Annotated in this window: 14 protein-coding genes; 9 read left to right on the plus strand and 5 right to left on the minus strand. The window is 70.7% G+C overall.

All coding sequences use genetic code 11. The features are described 5' to 3' along the window. Positions 1-28 precede the first annotated feature (28 nt). The 4 genes from AC067Z_RS02040 (at position 29) to AC067Z_RS02055 (ending at position 7140) form a co-directional block, all read left to right on the plus strand. Positions 29-928, plus strand: coding sequence for a TIGR01777 family oxidoreductase (locus tag AC067Z_RS02040; RefSeq protein WP_478787459.1), 900 nt, complete (start codon positions 29-31; stop codon positions 926-928). Between the two features lie 202 nt (positions 929-1130). Further along, positions 1131-2477: an NAD(P)/FAD-dependent oxidoreductase gene (locus tag AC067Z_RS02045; RefSeq protein ID WP_478787460.1), complete on the plus strand. Its 1347-nt coding sequence runs from the start codon at positions 1131-1133 to the stop codon at positions 2475-2477. 191 nt (positions 2478-2668) lie between these two features. Further along, entirely contained in the window at positions 2669-4927 is a 2259-nt protein-coding gene (locus AC067Z_RS02050; protein WP_478787461.1) for a family 20 glycosylhydrolase, read from the plus strand. Next, on the plus strand, positions 4924-7140 hold the full coding sequence (locus AC067Z_RS02055) for an alpha-L-fucosidase (RefSeq protein WP_478787462.1): 2217 nt from the start codon (positions 4924-4926) through the stop codon (positions 7138-7140). The genes AC067Z_RS02050 and AC067Z_RS02055 overlap by 4 nt, the downstream gene beginning before the upstream one ends. Positions 7141-7213: 73 nt before the next feature. Here the strand turns inward: AC067Z_RS02055 and AC067Z_RS02060 are convergent, their stop codons facing one another. After that, positions 7214-8662: a regulator gene (locus AC067Z_RS02060; RefSeq protein ID WP_478787463.1), complete on the minus strand. Its 1449-nt coding sequence runs from the start codon at positions 8660-8662 to the stop codon at positions 7214-7216. A 240-nt stretch (positions 8663-8902) separates the two neighbouring features. On the opposite strand from AC067Z_RS02060, the gene lipB reads away from it, so the two are divergent. The 4 genes from lipB to AC067Z_RS02080 all read left to right on the plus strand — a co-directional run bounded on the left by lipB (position 8903) and on the right by AC067Z_RS02080 (position 12032). After that, complete coding sequence (lipB, locus tag AC067Z_RS02065) at positions 8903-9712, plus strand: lipoyl(octanoyl) transferase LipB (RefSeq protein WP_478787464.1); 810 nt, start codon at positions 8903-8905, stop codon at positions 9710-9712. Positions 9713-9835: 123 nt separating this feature from the next. Further along, entirely contained in the window at positions 9836-10837 is a 1002-nt protein-coding gene (gene lipA / locus AC067Z_RS02070; RefSeq protein WP_478787465.1) for a lipoyl synthase, read from the plus strand. 259 nt (positions 10838-11096) lie between these two features. After that, on the plus strand, positions 11097-11306 hold the full coding sequence (locus AC067Z_RS02075; RefSeq protein ID WP_478787594.1) for an SCO2195 family GlnR-regulated protein: 210 nt from the start codon (positions 11097-11099) through the stop codon (positions 11304-11306). 18 nt (positions 11307-11324) lie between these two features. Further along, positions 11325-12032: a DUF4191 domain-containing protein gene (locus AC067Z_RS02080; protein ID WP_478787466.1), complete on the plus strand. Its 708-nt coding sequence runs from the start codon at positions 11325-11327 to the stop codon at positions 12030-12032. 82 nt (positions 12033-12114) lie between these two features. Here AC067Z_RS02080 and AC067Z_RS02085 read toward each other — a convergent pair whose 3' ends face one another. Then, entirely contained in the window at positions 12115-12582 is a 468-nt protein-coding gene (locus AC067Z_RS02085; protein WP_478787467.1) for an RDD family protein, read from the minus strand. A 220-nt stretch (positions 12583-12802) separates the two neighbouring features. Between AC067Z_RS02085 and glnA the strand changes: the two genes are divergently transcribed. Continuing rightward, positions 12803-14212 carry a type I glutamate--ammonia ligase gene (gene glnA / locus AC067Z_RS02090; protein ID WP_478787468.1) on the plus strand — a complete coding sequence of 470 codons (1410 nt, stop codon included), beginning with the start codon at positions 12803-12805 and terminating at the stop codon, positions 14210-14212. 238 nt (positions 14213-14450) lie between these two features. Here glnA and AC067Z_RS02095 read toward each other — a convergent pair whose 3' ends face one another. The 3 genes from AC067Z_RS02095 to AC067Z_RS02105 all read right to left on the minus strand — a co-directional run bounded on the left by AC067Z_RS02095 (position 14451) and on the right by AC067Z_RS02105 (position 18056). Continuing rightward, entirely contained in the window at positions 14451-16256 is a 1806-nt protein-coding gene (locus AC067Z_RS02095) for a choline/carnitine O-acyltransferase (RefSeq protein WP_478787469.1), read from the minus strand. 20 nt (positions 16257-16276) lie between these two features. After that, positions 16277-17122 (minus strand): class I SAM-dependent methyltransferase, encoded by an 846-nt coding sequence (locus AC067Z_RS02100; protein ID WP_478787470.1) that lies wholly within the window; start codon positions 17120-17122, stop codon positions 16277-16279. A gap of 64 nt (positions 17123-17186) precedes the next feature. After that, a complete protein-coding gene (locus AC067Z_RS02105) occupies positions 17187-18056 on the minus strand; it encodes a HalD/BesD family halogenase (RefSeq protein WP_478787471.1) in 870 nt (289 codons plus the stop codon). Positions 18057-18083 lie beyond the last annotated feature (27 nt).

An 18083-nucleotide genomic window follows, 5' to 3' on the forward strand; every position in this document is an offset into this window, starting at 1 on the left:
CTGTGCCACGAGCGACCTGCGGGGCAGGATGTGTTTCATGCGGATCGCGGTCACGGGCTCGAGCGGGCTCATCGGCAAGGCTCTCGTGCACTCACTGCGCACGGACGGGCATGAAGTGGTGCGCCTGGTGCGGCATCCGGCGAAGGCCGGGGACGAGGTCGAATGGGATCCGCACCGGCTGTTCGTGGACCTGGCGGGTCTGGCGGGCTGCGACGGTGTCGTGCATCTTGCCGGGGCCGGCATCGGCGACCACCGCTGGACCGCGGCGTACCGCAGGGAGATCCGGGACAGCCGGGTGCTCGGCACGGCGGCGATCGCCAAGGCCGTCGCCGCGCTCGACGTCCCGCCGCGGGTCCTGGTCAGCGGCAGCGCGGTCGGCTACTACGGCGACACCGGCGACCGGCCGGTGGACGAGGACGCGCCGGCGGGCGGCGGCTTCCTGCCGGGCGTGTGTGTGGAATGGGAGGAGGCGGCCGCCCCGGCCCAGGAGGCGGGTGTGCGGACGGCGTTCGCCCGTACCGGCCTGGTGGTGGCGCGGCACGGCGGCGCGTGGGGCCGGATGTTCCCGTTGTTCAAGGCGGGCCTGGGAGGTCGGCTGGGCAGTGGCCGGCAGTACTGGAGTTTCATCGCCCTGCACGACGAGATCGCGGCACTGCGGCACATCCTGGACACGGACTCGCTGTCCGGCGCGGTGAACCTGACGGCACCGGAACCGGTGACGAACCGTGAGGTGACGGCGGCGATGGGCCGGGTACTGCGCCGCCCGGCGGTGTTCGCGGTCCCGACGCCGGCGCTGCGCGTGCTGCTCGGTGACATGGCGTCGGACGTACTGAGCAGCCAGCGGGCGCTGCCGGTACGGCTGCTGGAGTCGGGCTTCTCGTTCGCGTTCCCCCGCATCGACGACGCGATCGGCGCGGCGCTGCGCTAGAGCGCGGGGGCGACACGCGGGGCGCGGGGGTGGGGCAGGGGCGCCGGGCGGTGTGTGCGCCCCCGCGCCCCGGTGCTCCGCGGTGTGCGCGACTGCAGACGGCGGTGCGGCTTTCTAGTCTCTCGATGCGAACTCGGGTATTTCTCGAGCCTGTTGGGGGCATGAGCTCCCCACCAGCCGCGCCGACCTCGGGGAGGGGCACGTGCTCAGCAGCGCTCATCAGGGACATCAGGCGGATCAGGCGGACGTCGTCGTGGTGGGGGCCGGGATCGCCGGGCTCGCGGCGGCTCATCGGCTGATCAGCGCGGGAGTGACGGTCAGGGTTCTGGAGGCGGCCCCGGTCGTGGGGGGCCGGACGGCCACCGAGCAGATCGACGGATTCCGGCTCGACCGCGCCGGCCGGTTGCTCAGTACCGCCTACCCGGAACTGCGCCGCATCACCGCGCTCCGGGACATCGAACTGCGGTTGTTCTCACCCGGTGTGCTCGTGCACACCGACGGAAGGCTGCAGCGGACCGGCGAGGTCGGGAGCACGCGGTGGGCGTCGGCCCACGCACTCCGGAGCGTGGGGGGAGCATTCACGGTTGCGCGCGCCCTCGCGAGCGCCCCTCGGCCACGGCAGCTCGACCAGGCGAGGCTGGGAGCCTCGCTGGCACGGCTCGCGGGCACGCCGGTACGGCGGGTGCTGGCCCGCCCCGAGCGGGCCACCGCGGACGCCCTGTACGCACGCGGCCTCCCGGCCCGTACCGTGCACGGCTTTCTGCGCCCCCTGCTGTCCGCGCTGCTGAGCGACCCGGAGCTGACCACCTCCAGCCGCTGCGCGGATCTGGTGCTGCGCGGTTACGCGCGCGGCAGGCTGTGCGTACCGGCGGGCGGCGCGTCGGTACTGTCGGAGCGGCTGGCCGGGGGTCTGCCGGAAGGCACCGTCCACACGGGGGTCCGGGTCACGGACGTCTCGGTGAACCGGGTCACGACACAGGAGCACGGTGAGATCGGCTGCCGTTCCGTCCTGGTCGCCACGGATGCGAGGACGGCGGGCGAACTGCTGCCGGGACTGCGGGTGCCGTCGTTCCGCCCGGTGACGGTGGTGCACCACACGGCGCCCGAACCGCCGTTGACCGATCCGTCGCTGATTCTGGACGCGGACCGCAGGGGACCCGTGTCGCACACGACGGTGATGAGCGAGGTCGACCCGTCGCGCGCCCCGGAGGGCCGGGCGCTGATCTCCTCGGCGGTCGTGGGCGTGCTCCCCTCGGATCCGGACCGGGCGGTGCGCCGGCATCTGGCGACGCTGTACGGCACACCGACGGACGACTGGGAGTTGCTGGCGGTCCATCACGACGCCCAGGCGGTACCGGTGATGCTGCCGCCGTACGATCTGCGCCGACCGGTGCGAGTGCTGTCGGGTCTGTACGTGTGCGGTGGACACCGTGACACACCGACCGTGCAGGGCGAGCTGTTCTCGGGCCGCAGGGCGGCGGCCTCGGTCCTGAGGGACCTCGGCATCCGGGCGGGCTGCGAAACGACGGCGCTGAGGTCCGCCGCCTGAGACGCGCGGGGCGGCCGCCACCGTCCCGCGCCCCACCCTGCTCACCCCGGGGTGCCGCCGCAGCGCGCGGATCGGAACCGGAAAGCCGGGTGAACCCGCCGAGAAGTCCAAGAGATACATCCTACCTCTCTCTTGTCAGAGGTCTGACCCAGCACTACGTTCCCGGTGTCCCTTGATGCCGGGAGGCAGTAGTGCGACGCTTCACGCCCATTCTCACCCTCGCTCTCAGCCTAGTCATCGGAGCTATCGCTCCATCGGGTGCCACGGCTGCCGAGCCGCCGCCATCCACGGCGCCACCCCCGAACGTCGTCCCCCGGCCCACCGGCTGGTCCGATCTCGGCGGCACCACCTCGCTCACCCCGAACAGCCGCATCCTCCTCGACCCCCGCTCCCGCGCACTGACCGCGCTGCCCGCCGGGCGGGCCGAACTCCCCGGTCCCGCCCGCCAGTCGGTGCAGGAGCTCGCGCAGCAGCTGCGCGGTGAGATCAGAAGGACCAGCGGATTCACGCCGAGGATCGGCTCGGTCACCGCACGGCCGAGAGCGGGCGACATCGTCCTCCGCCTCACCGCAGGCCCGGCGGAAGCCACCGGCGCGACCGGCGACCCTGGAGCCGCCCTCGGCGCCGAGGGGTACCGCTTCGACAGCAGCGGTGCCGTACGGATCGAGGCCGCCTCCACCCACGGCCTGTTCTACGGCACCCGCACCCTGCTCCAACTGCTCCGCGCCACCGACGCCGACCACCGCTCCCTGCCCCGTGCCCGCGCCACCGACCGGCCGGCCCAGGCCGTGCGTCTCGTGCACCTCGACGCGGGCCGCAAGTACTGGCAGATCTCCTACCTCGAGAACCTGATCCGCCGGATGGGCGACCAGAAGCTCAACACCCTCTTCCTGCATCTGTCCGAATCGGAGGGGTTCCGGCTCCACAGCCCGAAGTTCCCCGGCCTCGCCGACCCGGAGCACAGCTACAGCCGGGCCGACATCGAGCATCTGAAGGCGTTCGCCGCCCGGCACCACGTCCAGCTGATGCCCGGACTCGAGATCCCCGGTCACGCGACCGTGATCAGCGAGGCGTTCGGCATCGGCTTCGGTGCGGGCGCCGACCCCTGCACCGGCGCCCACACGCACTCGCACCTGACCCCCGACTGGATCATCGACATGACCAGTGAGAAGGCGATCGGGAAGACGAAGGCGATTGTCGACGAATTCGCGGGCTGGTTCGACGCGCCGCTGTTCTCGATCGGCGCCGAGGAAGTCCCCGGGCAGCTGGCCGCATGCCCGCGCGTCAAGGATTTCCTGGCCGCCGACCCCGGCGTGACCACGCTCGGCGACTTGCTCAACCGGTACATCAACACCCTTGACGACGTGGTCGCTTCGCACGGCAGGCGCACCGCCGTCTACAACGGCTCCGAGCACATGACCGCCCCCCAGCAGACCGTCCACGCCGGCGTCGTCTTCATCACCTGGGAGGGCACGGGCGCGGAACCGGCCGTCCCCGGCCACGACGAGATCGCTATCGGCCCGTTCTACGTCACCCCGAACAACTACCACCACAAGTACCCCGACGAACCGTGGATGTACGACACCTGGGCCCCCAGCACCGCCCCCGACATGCTCGGCTCCGGCCTCGTCAACTGGGCGGACTACAACTTCTGGTCCCGGGACGGCTACTTCGAGCAGCACATGGCCGGCGCCCGCGCCATTCTCGCCGACCGCGCCTGGAACGCCGGCCCCACGCCCGACGGCCTCGACGCCTTCCGCGCCCGCGCCGCTCTTGTCGGCGACCCCGCCGGGCTGCACCCCGCCCCCGCCTCACCGCGCAGCGACGACGGCAGGCCCAGCCACCACTGGACCTTCGACCCGGCGCCGTACCCGCGCGGCTGGACGTACGCCGGCAGTCCCGGCAACACCCTGTTCGCCGAGGACACGGCGGGCGGCCTGCCCGGCACGTCGTACATCATCAACAACCCGACGCCCGTCACCGGCGGCGGCGCACAGGGCGGTGCCTGGCGCTTCGACCACGACCGCGACGGCGTGGGCTTCGGCGGCCTCGACGCGGCCGAACCGTGGACGGTGTCCGTGCGGGTACGCCCCACCGCCCGCACCGCCGACCAGGTGCTGCTCAGTTCGAAGGCCGGGGCACTCAAGCTCATGCAGTACGGCACCGGGCGCGTCGGCATCACGCGGTACGGCAGCGCCGACCACTCCTTCCCGTACACGCTTCCGCTCGACCGCTGGACCCAGTTGACCTGGGTGGCCGAGCCGGGCCGCACCACGCTGTACGCCGACGGCGAGCCCGTCGGCACCACCGAGGCGTCCGTCCCGCTGCCGCTGCGCTCCCTCGGCACCGAGAAGGCGGGCCTGCGCGGCGATCTCGACGAACTCCTCACCTGGGACGAGGCGCTGAGCCCCACCCAGGTCCGCGACCTCTTCCGAAGGGATGCACCGTGAGACGCACCGCGACAGCGGCGGCCATCGCCGCCTGCGCAGCAATGCTCCTGACCCCGCCGGCCACCGCCGACGACACGGAACGCGAACCGGACTACGAAGCCACCGTCCCCTCGCTCAACAGCCATCCCACACCTCGGTGGTTCGAGGACGACAAGTTCGGCATCTTCATCCACTGGGGCGCGTACTCCGTGCCCGCCTGGGGTCCACGCGGGAGCTACGCCGAGTGGTACTGGAACTACATGAACTCCCGCGGCAGTGCGACCAACACCCACCACCGCGAGACCTACGGCACGGACGCCGACTACGACGACTTCATCGGGCAGTGGAAGGCGGAGAAGTACGACCCGGACGACTGGGTGAAGCTGTTCAAGGACGCCGGAGCGAAGTACTTCGTGCTCACCTCCAAGCACCACGAGGGACTCGCCCTGTACGACAGCAAGGTGTCGGGGCGCGACACCGTCGACCTCGGTCCGAAGCGCGACCTCGCGGGCGAACTGTTCGCGGCGGCCCGCAAGGGCCGCCCGGGCGAGCAGCTCAAGGCGGGCTTCTACTACTCGCTCTACGAGTGGTACAACCCGGCCTACACCGGCCGCCCGGCCACCAACCCGTACACCGGCGCCCCTGTGCCGTACACCGGCGCCCCCGCCGTCGGCGACTACGTCGGTGACTACATGGCTCCGCAGATGAGCGAGCTGATCGACCAGTACGACCCCGACATCCTCTGGTGCGACGGGCAGTGGGAGAAGCCCGCCTCGTACTGGAAGACCGCGCCTGTCCTCGCCGACTACTACAACAAGGCCAAGAACCGGCCGAGGCCGAAGGAGGTCGCGGTCGCCAACCGCTGCAAGATCGAGACCGGTGCGCTGGACTCGACCGAACTCGACTTCCAGACGCCCGAGTACACGGTGAAGGCGGACATCGACCCCGACAAGTGGGAGGCGAGCCGCGGCATCGCGCACTCCTACGGCTACAACCAGAACGAGCCGGAGGAGGACCATCTGACCTCCGACCAGCTCGTCGACTCGCTCGTCGACATCGTCAGCAAGAACGGCAATCTGCTGCTGGACGTGGGCCCGCGGGGCGACGGCACGATCCCGGAGATCCAGCGGCAGCGGCTGCTGGACATGGGGACGTGGCTGCGGACGAACGGCGAGGCGATCTACGGGACGACGTACTGGCACCACGCGGAGGAGCCGTCCGGCGGCGACGACATCCGCTACACGGTCAAGGACGGCACCCTGTACGCGACCGCCCTGAAGTGGCCCGGCGAGGAGCTCACGCTCGGCTCCGACACCCCGGTCACCGCGGACTCGCGGATCACGCTGCTCGGTTCGGACGCCGGACCGCTGCGGTGGAAGCGGGACGCGCAGGGCCGGGTCGTGGTGCGGACACCGGCGGAGACGGGGAAACACGCGTACGTCTTCAAGGTGACCACGCCGGGCGTGAACAGCCTCGTGCGCACGCGCACGCAGTTGCCCGGCGAGGTGAACCCGGGACGTACGGCGGACGGTGACCTCACGGTCACCAACACCGCCCGCCGGACGGCCCCTTCGACCCGGCTGCGGCTGACGGCGCCCGAGGGCTGGACGGTCACGCCGTCCTCGGCGCGCATCGGGCCGCTCGGCCCGGGCGCGGACGCGAAGGTTCCGTTCACGCTCACCCCGTCGGCCTCCACCGCGCCGGGCAGGTACACGCTGGACATCACGCTGCGGCACGGCCGGCTCACCACGACGACGAAGGTGACGGTCACGGTCGCGCGGCCGAACCTGGCTCAAGGCCGTCCGGCCGCGCAGAAGTCGACGGCGTGGGACGCGCCCGCGTCGCGTGCCGTGGACGGCAACACGGACGGCGCCTTCGGCAACGGCTCGGTGACCCACACCGCGGAGCCGTCGGACCAGGCGTGGTGGCAGGTGGACCTGGGCGCGAGCGCACGGGTCGACGAGGTGGAGGTGTGGAACCGCACGGACTGCTGCGCGGACCGGCTGAAGGACTTCTGGGTGCTGGCGTCCGGGGCGCCGATCACGGCGGACTCGCTGGACGAGGCCCGCTCGGCGCCGGGGGTGACGGCCGTGCACGTCACGGCGCAGGCGGGGCGCCCGACGACGGTGGCGCTGCCGGCGGGGACGGAGGCGCGACACGTGCGGGTGCAGTTGGCGTCGGGGACACAGCCGCTGTCGCTGGCGGAGGTACGGGTGAGGGGGGCGCGGGGGTAGGCCCTGCGTACGCCCTCGGCGATGTCCCTCGACCCCGGCGGGGCTGATTTCGTCAGCCCTGCCGGGGGCTCCGTCAGCCCAGCGCCGCGACCCGGTCGCGGTAGGTGCGGACCGGGCTTGCGTCGCGGAACGGCTCCAGGCGGCGTTCGAACTCGCGGACGTATTCCGACGCCCTTGCCGACCGCATCTCCGACGCCTGCAGTGCCGCCTCGGCACCCAGCGCGCACGCCAGTTCCAGTTCGCCCAGGCCCAGGCGGGACGAGGCCAGGACCACCCGGCAGAACAGGCGGCTGCGGGCGAATGCCGGGGCGTGCAGTTGGAGCGAGCGTTCGGCGTGCTGGACCGCCGAGCGGTACTGCTGGAGATCGCGGTGGCAGTGCCCGATCTCGTCCGCCAGCTGTGCCTCGTCGAAGACGCGCGCCCAGGGCGGTACGTCGTCGCCCGGGCGTGCGGCATCCAGGGCCCGTTCCGCCCGGGCCAGGGCCGCGTTGCACGCGCGCGCGTCGCCGAGCACTCCGTGGCCGCGGGCCTCCGCCGCGTTCAGCATGGCCTGCAACAGCAGCGGCGCGGACGAGCCCACGCCCTGCTGCGCGACGCGGGTCAGCTGGACCGCTTCCCGGCCGTGCCCGAGGTAGACCGCCTGGCGGCTCATGGTGACCAGGACGTAGGAGCCGTACGCCCTGTCCCCCGCGGCCTGCGAGAGCCGCAGCGCCTGCACGAAGTAGCGCTGGGCGAGGCCGTGGGCCGCTATGTCGTACGAGGTCCAGCCGGCGAGCCGGGTCAGGTCGGCGGCGGCGCCGAACAGGCGGCGGCCCAGCACCTCCCCGTAGGTGCCGCGCAGCATCGGTTCTGCCTCGTGCTCCAGATAGCGCACCAGGGCCTGCCGGGCGTGCCCGCCGCCGTAGGCGTGGTCGAGGGCGCGGAACAGCTCGCCGACGGAGCGCAGGGCGGCGATGTCTCCTCCGGAGACCTTCTGGCCCGGCCCCCGGTCGGTCCCGCGCTGCCGGGGCACCGAGACGCGGGGGCCCTGGAGAGGGACGCGGCCCGAGCCGCTGTGCGCGGCATCCCCCCTGCCCACCCGTTCGTCGGCACGCCCGATGAGCCAGTCCCGGCTCGGCACCACGAGCCCGGCCGGGGTGAACGCGATCTTCCGCAGTTCCGCATGGCTGCCGGAGTCCTTGCGCCACAGCCCGCTGACGATGTCCACGGCCTCTTCGGGAGCGGCGGCGAACTCCAGTCCCGCGTAGACCGGCGCGCAGGCGTCGAGGCCGAGGTCCTGGGCCGAGAGCCGGCGTCCGAGCCGGCGGGTGAACACCTCGGCGATCAGTGCCGGGGTGGTGCCGCGTGGCTGCTGGCCGCGCAGCCACCGCGTCACGGACGTCTTGTCGTAGCGCAGGTCGAGGCCGTGCTCGAGGCCGAGCTGGTCGACTCTGCGGGCGAGCCCTGCATGGGAGAAGCCCGCCTCCGCGATGAGCGCGGCGAGCTGTCGGTTGGGGGTGCGCTGGGGGGCTCGTTCCGTCATCAGCTGTCGGGTCTCCTGCCTTCCGGGCCGGGAGCAGCCCACATGGAACGGCGCGAATTTAGCGGCCCACCCGGCCCATTCCGCCGCCTTCGCCCCACATTCATCCGATCGTGTGAGGATTGACGGCGGCACTGACAGCGGCGCTGACGGGTACGACCTGCCCGGCGGCCGGTTTCCGGGCCGCCGTACAGTGGCGTGGGCCCGGATTACTGCTGGGCGAAGTTCGAGGGAGGCACAGCCGTGAGTGAGCTGCGGTTCGTCCGACTGGGGTTCGGCGGCGACGCCGTCGAGTACCAGGAGGCATGGCAGAAGCAGCGCGAGATCCACGCCGCCCGCTTCGCGGACGAGATCCCGGACACCTGCCTGCTGCTGGAGCACCCGCCGGTCTACACGGCGGGGCGGCGCACGGAGGACAGCGAGCGCCCGCTGGACGGCACTCCCGTCATCGACGTGGACCGCGGCGGGAAGATCACCTGGCACGGCCCCGGCCAGCTCGTCGGTTATCCGATCCTGAAGCTGCCGCGCCCGGTGGACGTGATCGCGCACGTGCGGCGGCTGGAGGACGCGCTGATCCTCACCTGCGCCGAGTTCGGCGTGGAAACGAGCCGGGTGGAGGGCCGCAGCGGGGTGTGGGTGCTGGGCGACCCGGTGGAGGAGCGTCCGGCCCTGGGAGGGCTGTCGCTCGACTTCGACCCGAGGCTGACGGACGACGAGTTCGACCCGCGGCTCAACGGCCCGGAGTACGCGCCGTCCAACGCCGGCCAGCGCCGCGAGGACCGCAAGCTCGCCGCGATCGGCATCCGGATCGCCAAGGGTGTCTCGATGCACGGCTTTGCGCTGAACGTGAACCCGGACAACACCTGGTTCGACAGGATCGTGCCGTGCGGCATCCGCGACGCGGGCGTCGCCTCGCTCGCGAACGAGCTGGGCCGCGACGTCACGATCGAGGAAGTGCTGCCCGTGCTGGAGAGGCATCTGCGGGAGGTGCTCGAGGGCGCGGAACCGCGGCCCCGGGTGATCGAGCGCGAGACCGCGCCCGTGACCGCCTGACGCCATGGTCCACAGGCCCGGGGAATGCGCACCTCGGGCCACGGGTTGGCCGTACGTAAGGCCGCACTTTTAACGGGCGTACCCTGGTGTTCGCCGAAGAATCGAAGCTGTAGGGAGCCGGTCGTGTCCGCAGTCGCACCCGACGGACGCAAGATGCTGCGCCTGGAGGTCCGCAACGCCCAGACCCCCATCGAGCGCAAGCCCGAGTGGATCAAGACCCGGGCGAAGATGGGCCCCGAGTACACGAAGATGCAGAGCCTCGTCAAAAGCGAGGGCCTGCACACCGTGTGCCAGGAAGCCGGCTGTCCGAACATCTACGAGTGCTGGGAGGACCGCGAGGCCACGTTCCTCATCGGTGGCGACCAGTGCACCCGCCGCTGCGACTTCTGCCAGATCGACACCGGCAAGCCGCAGGCGCTCGACCGTGACGAGCCGCGCCGGGTCGGCGAGTCCGTCGTCACGATGGACCTGAACTACGCCACCATCACCGGCGTCGCCCGCGACGACCTGGAGGACGGTGGCGCCTGGCTGTACGCGGAGACCGTGCGCCAGATCCACGGGATGACCGCGGCCCGCGAGGGCGGCCACACCAAGGTCGAGCTGCTGATCCCCGACTTCAACGCGGTCCCCGAGCAGCTGGCCGAGGTCTTCTCCTCGCGCCCCGAGGTGCTCGCGCACAACGTCGAGACCGTGCCGCGGATCTTCAAGCGGATCCGCCCCGGTTTCCGTTACGAGCGCTCCCTCGAGGTCATCACCAAGGCCCGCGAGGACGGGCTGGTGACCAAGTCGAACCTCATCCTCGGCATGGGCGAGACCCGCGAGGAGGTCAGCGAGGCGCTGCAGCACTTGCACGACGCCGGCTGCGAGCTGATCACGATCACGCAGTACCTGCGCCCGTCCGTGCGCCACCACCCGGTGGAGCGGTGGGTGAAGCCGCAGGAGTTCGTGGAGCTGAAGGAGGAGGCCGACGAGATCGGCTTCTCCGGCGTCATGTCGGGTCCGCTGGTGCGGTCCTCGTACCGCGCGGGCCGGCTGTTCCAGCAGGCGATGGACCGGCGCTACGCGGTCGGCACGGAGCGCGGCACCGGAGAGCAGGCGGCCGTGGCCGCGACCGGCACTGTGTGAATTCAGGCACAAGTAATTACCGGCCAGTAATGGCCGGTTGGGCGCGGCCCGTACCCTCCCCGCAGGTCGGGGGCGGGTACGGGCCGCGCCGGCGTTCACGGGAGGTGCGCCGGACGTTCTCGGCGCACCCATCGGTGCTTCATCCGCGTTTGACCGCCCGGTCACGCACTGGTAACACCGAACAGTGACGCTAGATGCACGCACAGCTCCCACTCATCGAGACCCGCCCCGAGGGGGAACCTCCACCATGTCGTCCACCCTGCAGGCCCCGCCGGTACGTCCCGTGATCGCCACGGCCATCCCGTCCGTCACCGATGCCCTGCGCGCGATGGAGGCCCTGCTGCTGGGCAGCGGCCAGCGCACGGCCCGCCGCAACGCATGGACCGCGGTCCTCGAGGACCGCCGCCGGGCCAAGGACCGCGTGGAGGCCGAGCACGTTCTGGAGGCCGTGGCTGCCCGCACTTCATAGGCCACGTAAACTTCAGGTATGGCGAGGAAGGCACACTCAGACAGCGCTGACGCTGCTGCGAATCCAGGGCGACTGAAGCAGATCGCCCTCACGTACAAGATGACCCGAAAGGCCGACCCGAAGATCGGTCTTGTCCTCGCGGCTGTGGGAATCGTCACCTTCGGTGTCTTCCTCGCGATCGGTTTCTTGATCGACCACCCCATCTATCTGGGCATCCTGGGCTTCCTGCTGGCGTTCCTGGCGATGGCGATCATCTTCGGCCGCCGCGCGGAGCGGGCCGCCTTCGGGCAGATGGAAGGCCAGCCGGGCGCAGCCGCGGCAGTCCTGCAGAACGTGGGACGCGGCTGGACCACGACCCCCGCGGTCGCGATGAACCGCAGCCAGGACGTCGTGCACCGCGCGGTCGGCAGGGCCGGCATCGTGCTGGTGGCCGAGGGCAACCCGAACCGGCTCAAGTCGCTGCTGGCGGCCGAGAAGAAGAAGATGAACCGAATCGTCGTGGACGTCCCCGTGCACGACATCATGGTGGGCGACGGCGAGGGCCAGGTGCCCCTGCAGAAGGTGCGCACCACGATGCTCAAGCTGCCGCGCGTACTCTCCGGCCCGCAGGTCACGTCGACCAACGACCGACTGCGCGCAATGGGCGACCTGATGAGCAACATGCCGCTGCCGAAGGGTCCGATGCCGAAGGGCATGCGGATGCCGCGCGGCGGAAAGATGCGCTGACGCCGAAGAAGGCATGAAGGAGGGGGCGGCCGGACATCCCGGCCGCCCCCTCCTTCGTTCTGTCCTTCGCGCCGTCCGGCGATCAGATCCTGACCTGGACGGCGCGCGCGAGGCGGTCGTGCAGTCCTCGGCCGTCGCGGTCCCACACGAGCGCGGGAACGGCGAGGCACAGCAGCACGCTGCGCACCACGACGCGGCCGAAGCCGAGCCGGCCGCCGTCCTCGGAGATCAGGCGCAGCCCGAGCAGCCGCTTGCCGGGCGTGAACCCGACCGTTCCGACGGTCAGCAGGCTCATGACCAGGAAGACGACGAGGGCCCGATTGGACGTCGCCTGCTGATTACTGCCTGCGAACAGTCCGTATGCGATCAGGACACACAGTCCCCAGTCGAGGAACAGTGCGCCGAAGCGCCGCCCGAGGGGGGCGACGGAGCCCGGTCCGGACTCCGGCAGACCGAGCCGCTTGCCCCGGTGTCCGAAGTCGACGCCCATGTCCTCGGCCGCTGCGCGGGGCCCGGAGAGCCATGATCCGATTGCTTGCCTCTTGTCCACCGGTCCACGGTACTGCGCCCGCTTTCGATCACTTCGGCCCGGGTGCCCGCACGGCCTCCGTCCATGGCCAGCACTCGTGCCGGTTAACTTCTCCGAAACAAATGGGTCATGCTTGAGAAATCCGGTCTGCCTATGGTCGGGTCCAGCGTGTGCCACCGCACTGGCCGCACGGACGAGCTGCAACCCCACCCCTCCCCCGGGTGGGAGTAGGAGGAGTTGGATGTTCCAGAACGCCGACGAGGCCAAGAAGTACATCGCTGACAACGACGTAAAGATGGTTGACGTCCGGTTCTGCGACCTTCCGGGCGTCATGCAGCACTTCACGATCCCGGCGACGGCCTTCGACCCGGCGGACGAGCTCGCCTTCGACGGTTCGTCGATCCGCGGCTTCCAGGCGATCCACGAGTCCGACATGGCGCTGCGCGCGGACCTGTCGACGGCCCGGCTGGACCCCTTCCGCCGCGACAAGACGCTGAACATCAACTTCTTCATCCACGACCCGATCACGGGCGAGCAGTACAGCCGCGACCCGCGCAACATCGCCAAGAAGGCCGAGGCGTACCTGGCCTCCACCGGCATCGCGGACACCGCGTACTTCGGCCCCGAGGCCGAGTTCTACGTCTTCGACTCGGTGCGCTTCAACACCGCCGCGAACGAGGGCTTTTACCACATCGACTCCGAGGCCGGCGCCTGGAACACCGGCGCGGTCGAGGACAACCGGGGCTACAAGGTCCGCTACAAGGGCGGCTACTTCCCGGCCCCGCCGGTCGACCACTTCGCCGACCTGCGCGCCGAGATCTCCCTGGAGCTGGAGAACGTCGGCCTCCAGGTCGAGCGTCAGCACCACGAGGTCGGCACCGCCGGCCAGGCCGAGATCAACTACAAGTTCAACACGCTGCTGGCCGCGGCCGACGACCTGATGCTCTTCAAGTACATCGTGAAGAACGTCGCCTGGCGCAACGGCAAGACCGCGACCTTCATGCCGAAGCCGATCTTCGGCGACAACGGCTCGGGCATGCACGTCCACCAGTCGCTGTGGCAGGGCGGCTCCCCGCTCTTCTACGACGAGCAGGGCTACGCGGGCCTCTCGGACACCGCCCGCTACTACATCGGCGGCATCCTCAAGCACGCCCCGTCGCTGCTGGCCTTCACCAACCCGACGGTGAACTCCTACCACCGCCTGGTCCCCGGCTTCGAGGCCCCGGTCAACCTGGTCTACTCGCAGCGCAACCGCTCGGCGGCGATGCGTATCCCGATCACCGGCTCGAACCCGAAGGCCAAGCGCGTGGAGTTCCGCGCGCCGGACCCGTCCTCCAACCCGTACCTGGCGTTCTCGGCGCTGCTGCTGGCCGGCCTGGACGGTGTGAAGAACAAGATCGAGCCGGCGGAGCCGATCGACAAGGACCTCTACGAGCTGGCCCCCGACGAGCACGCGGGCGTCCCCCAGGTCCCGACCTCCCTCCCGGCGGTCCTCGACGCCCTCGAGGCGGACAACGAGTACCTGCAGGCGGGCGGCGTCTTCACGTCGGACCTGATCGAGACCTGGATCGACTACAAGCGCACGAACGAGATCGCGCCGATCCAGCTGCGGCCGCACCCGCACGAGTTCGAGCTGTACTTCGACATCTAAGATCGCCGCAGGTCAGAGCGGGTCTCCGCTCGCCTGGGCCGTCTGTGGGCCGTCGGCCGTGCGCTTCCCTCACCGGAAGGCACGGCCGACGGCCTTTTTCCCGGCCGCATCATGTCCCGGCCGGATTCGCCTCCTGCGGTGTCCCGGGCACGGGCCCCGAGGCGTCGGGCGGTACCACGGGTGTCGGCCGTGCCCTTCCCCCCGGAGGGCACGGCCGACGGTCCATTGCGTGCGCCGGTCAGTCCTCGGACCGCGCGGGCGCCAGCAGGTCGCGCAGTTCGGCGACCGCCTCGCGAAGGTGGCCGGCGAAGGCGTGCATCTGGTCGGCGACCGGCAGCGGGGTGCTCAGGTAGAGGTTGAAGCGTTCGGGCAGCAGCACGTACGCGACGCCGATGCACCGGCTGCTCGTGGAGCCGAAGCCGAAGAACTGGATGTTGGCCGACGGCGCGGAGCTGGTGCTCAGATAGTCGTCCCGCATCGTCAGCCAGCCCGGCGTCCGGTACAGCGAGGGCTGCTCGTCCACCCCGAGCTCCGCCCCGCGCCGCTTCTGGATCAGCTCCAGCTCCCACAGGTGCTGCTCGGGCACCTGGCCGGCCTGGCTCTCCTTCGCACGCGCCACATGCGCCTCGGCGGCGGCACGGAACGCGGACTGCCGGCGACCGGTGTCCGCCGACGGGTCGTCCATCGCCGCGACGAACGCGAGCATTTCGGGGGTGACGACGCGCATCGCCTCGGTCCGCCCGTGCCGGTACTGCCGGGTCGCGATCGACTCGTACGTCGCACCGAGCCGGCCCTTGGCGCGCTGGTGGGCCAGCTGATAGGCGACCTGCACGAACGCGTCCGGCGACACTCCCAGAGCCTTGGCCGCACTGCTGCCGAAGTCCTCGAAGGACACGGTGGTGGTGGCAGTGTTGCGCCCGTACGCGGCGAACGCGTCGGCGGCGGAGCGCACCTGCGCGCGCAGGGCGTCGTCGAGCGCGAACACGACCGGCTCCAGGGCGGGCTGCCCCTGGGAGCGGGCCCCGGACCGGCGTGAGTGTTCCTCGGCGGGGGTGGTGAGCAGGGCGTCGGTGAAGCTGAGGATGGTGGTGCCGTCCAGCTCGCAGTGCTCGACGTTGATACCGGCGCGCCCGTCGGCGAAGACCACGAACGACACGGCCTTGTCGAACCACCGGTTGCCGCGGTCGCCGTACAGCAGCTGGTCGCAGGCGTCCTGGGTGTTCTCCGGCGCGAAGTCCTCCAGACAGACGCAGAACAGTGCGGTCTCGACCGTGTCGAGCGCTTCGGCGTTGCCGGGGTCGCGGGCGACGAGGGAGGCACGGGCCGCGGCCCATTCCGCGCGGGCCATGGTGGTGAGGTGTCCCACCGAGGTGTCCGCGCCGGCCGGCTCGTCGCCTGCCTTCATCACGGCGCGCAGCCCCGCCTCCAGGTCGTCCAGGGCGTGCGGGACGCCGTCGGGGGCGATGACGTCGAGCCGGAACATCCGGCCCCGGAAGAACACCACGATGTGACGGGCGTCGGACGGACCCGGCCAGGCGTCGGTGTACGGTGCGCGGACGGTGTCCTGCTGTGCGCCGGGGATCCTGGTGGCGGAGAACAGGAACTTGTTCTGCACCATCGACTGGGGCGCTCCGCGCTGCACCACGGGTGCGACGAGCCCCTCGTCGAGCTGCCGCTTGTGGTCGAGGGCCCCGGCGATGAGCCCGGCCGCCCGCTCCACCTGGGGCCTGCCGGTGTCCTTGAACAGGAAGAAGAAGTTGGCGTTGAGCGCGATCCGGTCACGACGGCCCAGGTAGCGGTACGGCCAGAACGTGTCGAGCCAACTGTGCACGCCCTCCGTGGCGTTGTACTCCTCCAGCGCCCCGTGCAGGACCCGGCCGGGGCCACCGGGTCGCAGGAAGGCGGCCACCTCTGCCTCGGTCGCCGCCCGCTCGTCCTCGGTCAGCAGCGGCGCGCACCAGGCGAGGAACCTCTCGCAGCTGGCTTCCAGGGTGGGCAGCGGCACCCTCGGCAGTTCGGCCTCCTGGGCGAAGGTGGCGTTCACCGCTGCATCCTGACTGGTCTTCAATTCTGCTCTCGATTCGGATCGTCGGTACCTGGGGTGCCGTACGGGCGGGAAAGATAGAGCTGTGCGTAGAGCCAGCCTTCCGCTTCGAGGCCCCTCGCATCCACTCCTGCGGCCGACATGCTCTCGAGTACGCGCGCCTGTTCCTGCGGGGAGGCGAAACGGCGCTGCTTGAACACCTCGTCGACACGGATGGTGCGGTAGCCCAGTCCCGCCAGCGCCTGCTCCACGGAGTCGAACGGGAACATCCTCAGCACGAAGTGCGCCATCCAGGGCCGCCGGGGGCCCTGCGCCTCGACGACCCGTACGAGTGTCCGCTCGGTGACGTAGCCGAGGCAGCCCGTCGAGATCACCAGGTCCGCCCCGGCGAGCTGGGCGCGCTGTCGTGGCGTGGGCTCGTTCGCCTCCAGGTCGGCGTGCACCGCGTCGTCGAGGAACCCGGCCTCGTGCGCGTAGGACAGTGCGCTGTGGGAGGTGTCGAGGCCGGTGAAACGGATGCGCCGAGCGGGCCGGCGCGAGCGGGACAGCTCCCGGTCGCGGAGGAGCAGGTCTGCGCGGCTCTTTCCGTCGAGGTCCTCGTCGTCGTAGCGGGCGTAGAGCTCGTCCATGGTCACGTCGTACTTCAGCAGTGCGGCGTTGATTCCGTACGAGCAGCCGATGTCCAGCACATGGGGCACCCTGACGTGCCGGGCCTCCCGGTACTCGTTGACGAGTTTCGCGAAGTAGGGCTTCGCCTGCTGCGGAACGCAGTAGCCGAGTGGGCGCAGCAGTCCGAAGTAGGCGCGGGGATCGGGCTGTGTGTAGATGTGGTCGAGCGTGACTTTCCCGGTCGCGTCGAAACGCACAGGGCTTACTCCTCCGTGGATCGCAGAGTGGGAAAAGACGGCGGCTGCCGGTTCGTACGGTCGGTCAGTCCAGCAGCGCATCGCCTCTGACGGCCCGGCCCTCGGCCGCCAGATGCTCGGGCAGCACCCGGCCGAAGAGCTGCCGGGTGCGCGCCACGCTGCCGACGACGCCGGGGCGCTCGCTGTAGGCGAAGATCGCGGAGTGGCGTGCGACGCGGCCCCGGACGGGGCTGACCCGGTGCAGCGAGTAGCGCCCCTTGAACAGCTGCAGGTCACCGGGGTGCAGGGGGAGGCTGCGGACGAGTGCCCCGCCCCGGCCTTCGAGCACGTCCCGGACGTCGTCGAATCTCTCGTCGCGCGCGGACCGAATGCCCGGGCAGTACTCGAAGGCGCCGCCGGCCTCGGCCTGCTGGGTGAGCATGCTCACCGTGTACTCGTTGGTGTCGAAGTGCCAGGGGTGTTCCATGTCCGGTGCGACGACGTTGAGCACGAGCCCGGAGAGGGGATCCGCGAGTTCGTACAGCTCCGGCAGTCCGAAGCAGAGTGCGATGAACCGGTGGAACAGTTCGTCGGAGTACAGGCGGCTGATGAGGGCGTCCGCGGGGATGCGGTCGCGGGCGACGAAGGCGTTGCCCCGCTCGAAGGTCTTCCGGCCGGGGTGGTCGTCAGGCAGTTCCGCGTCCACCGCGATGTTGTAGACGTTGACCGTTTCGGTCTCGAAGTGCGCCCGGGGGGCGATGGCCGAGCACTCGCGGCTCAGGGTGTCGCGCAGTGACGGGCGGATGAAGTCCGGCAGCACGGTGCAGCCGAGGGCGGACAGTTCACGCCGGGCACGGGACACCACGGCGCGGCCCTCGGCGCTGTCGAGTTCCGACAGGGGGTAGCGGGCGGTGTCGACGACCCGGTCAAGGGTTGCGGCTTCCAAAGAGCTCACTCGATCCTCTCCACGTGCGGGCAGACC

Source organism: Streptomyces sp. NPDC043812 (genome assembly GCF_056436245.1).

Excerpts from the sequence above, each read along its gene's own strand:
- AC067Z_RS02040 (WP_478787459.1), top strand. The coding sequence starts at position 29 with ATGTGTTTCATGCGGATCGCGGTCACGGGCTCGAGCGGGCTCATCGGC.
- AC067Z_RS02060 (WP_478787463.1), bottom strand. The coding sequence starts at position 8,662 with ATGACGGAACGAGCCCCCCAGCGCACCCCCAACCGACAGCTCGCCGCG.
- AC067Z_RS02080 (WP_478787466.1), top strand. The coding sequence starts at position 11,325 with ATGGCGAGGAAGGCACACTCAGACAGCGCTGACGCTGCTGCGAATCCA.
- glnA (WP_478787468.1), top strand. The coding sequence starts at position 12,803 with ATGTTCCAGAACGCCGACGAGGCCAAGAAGTACATCGCTGACAACGAC.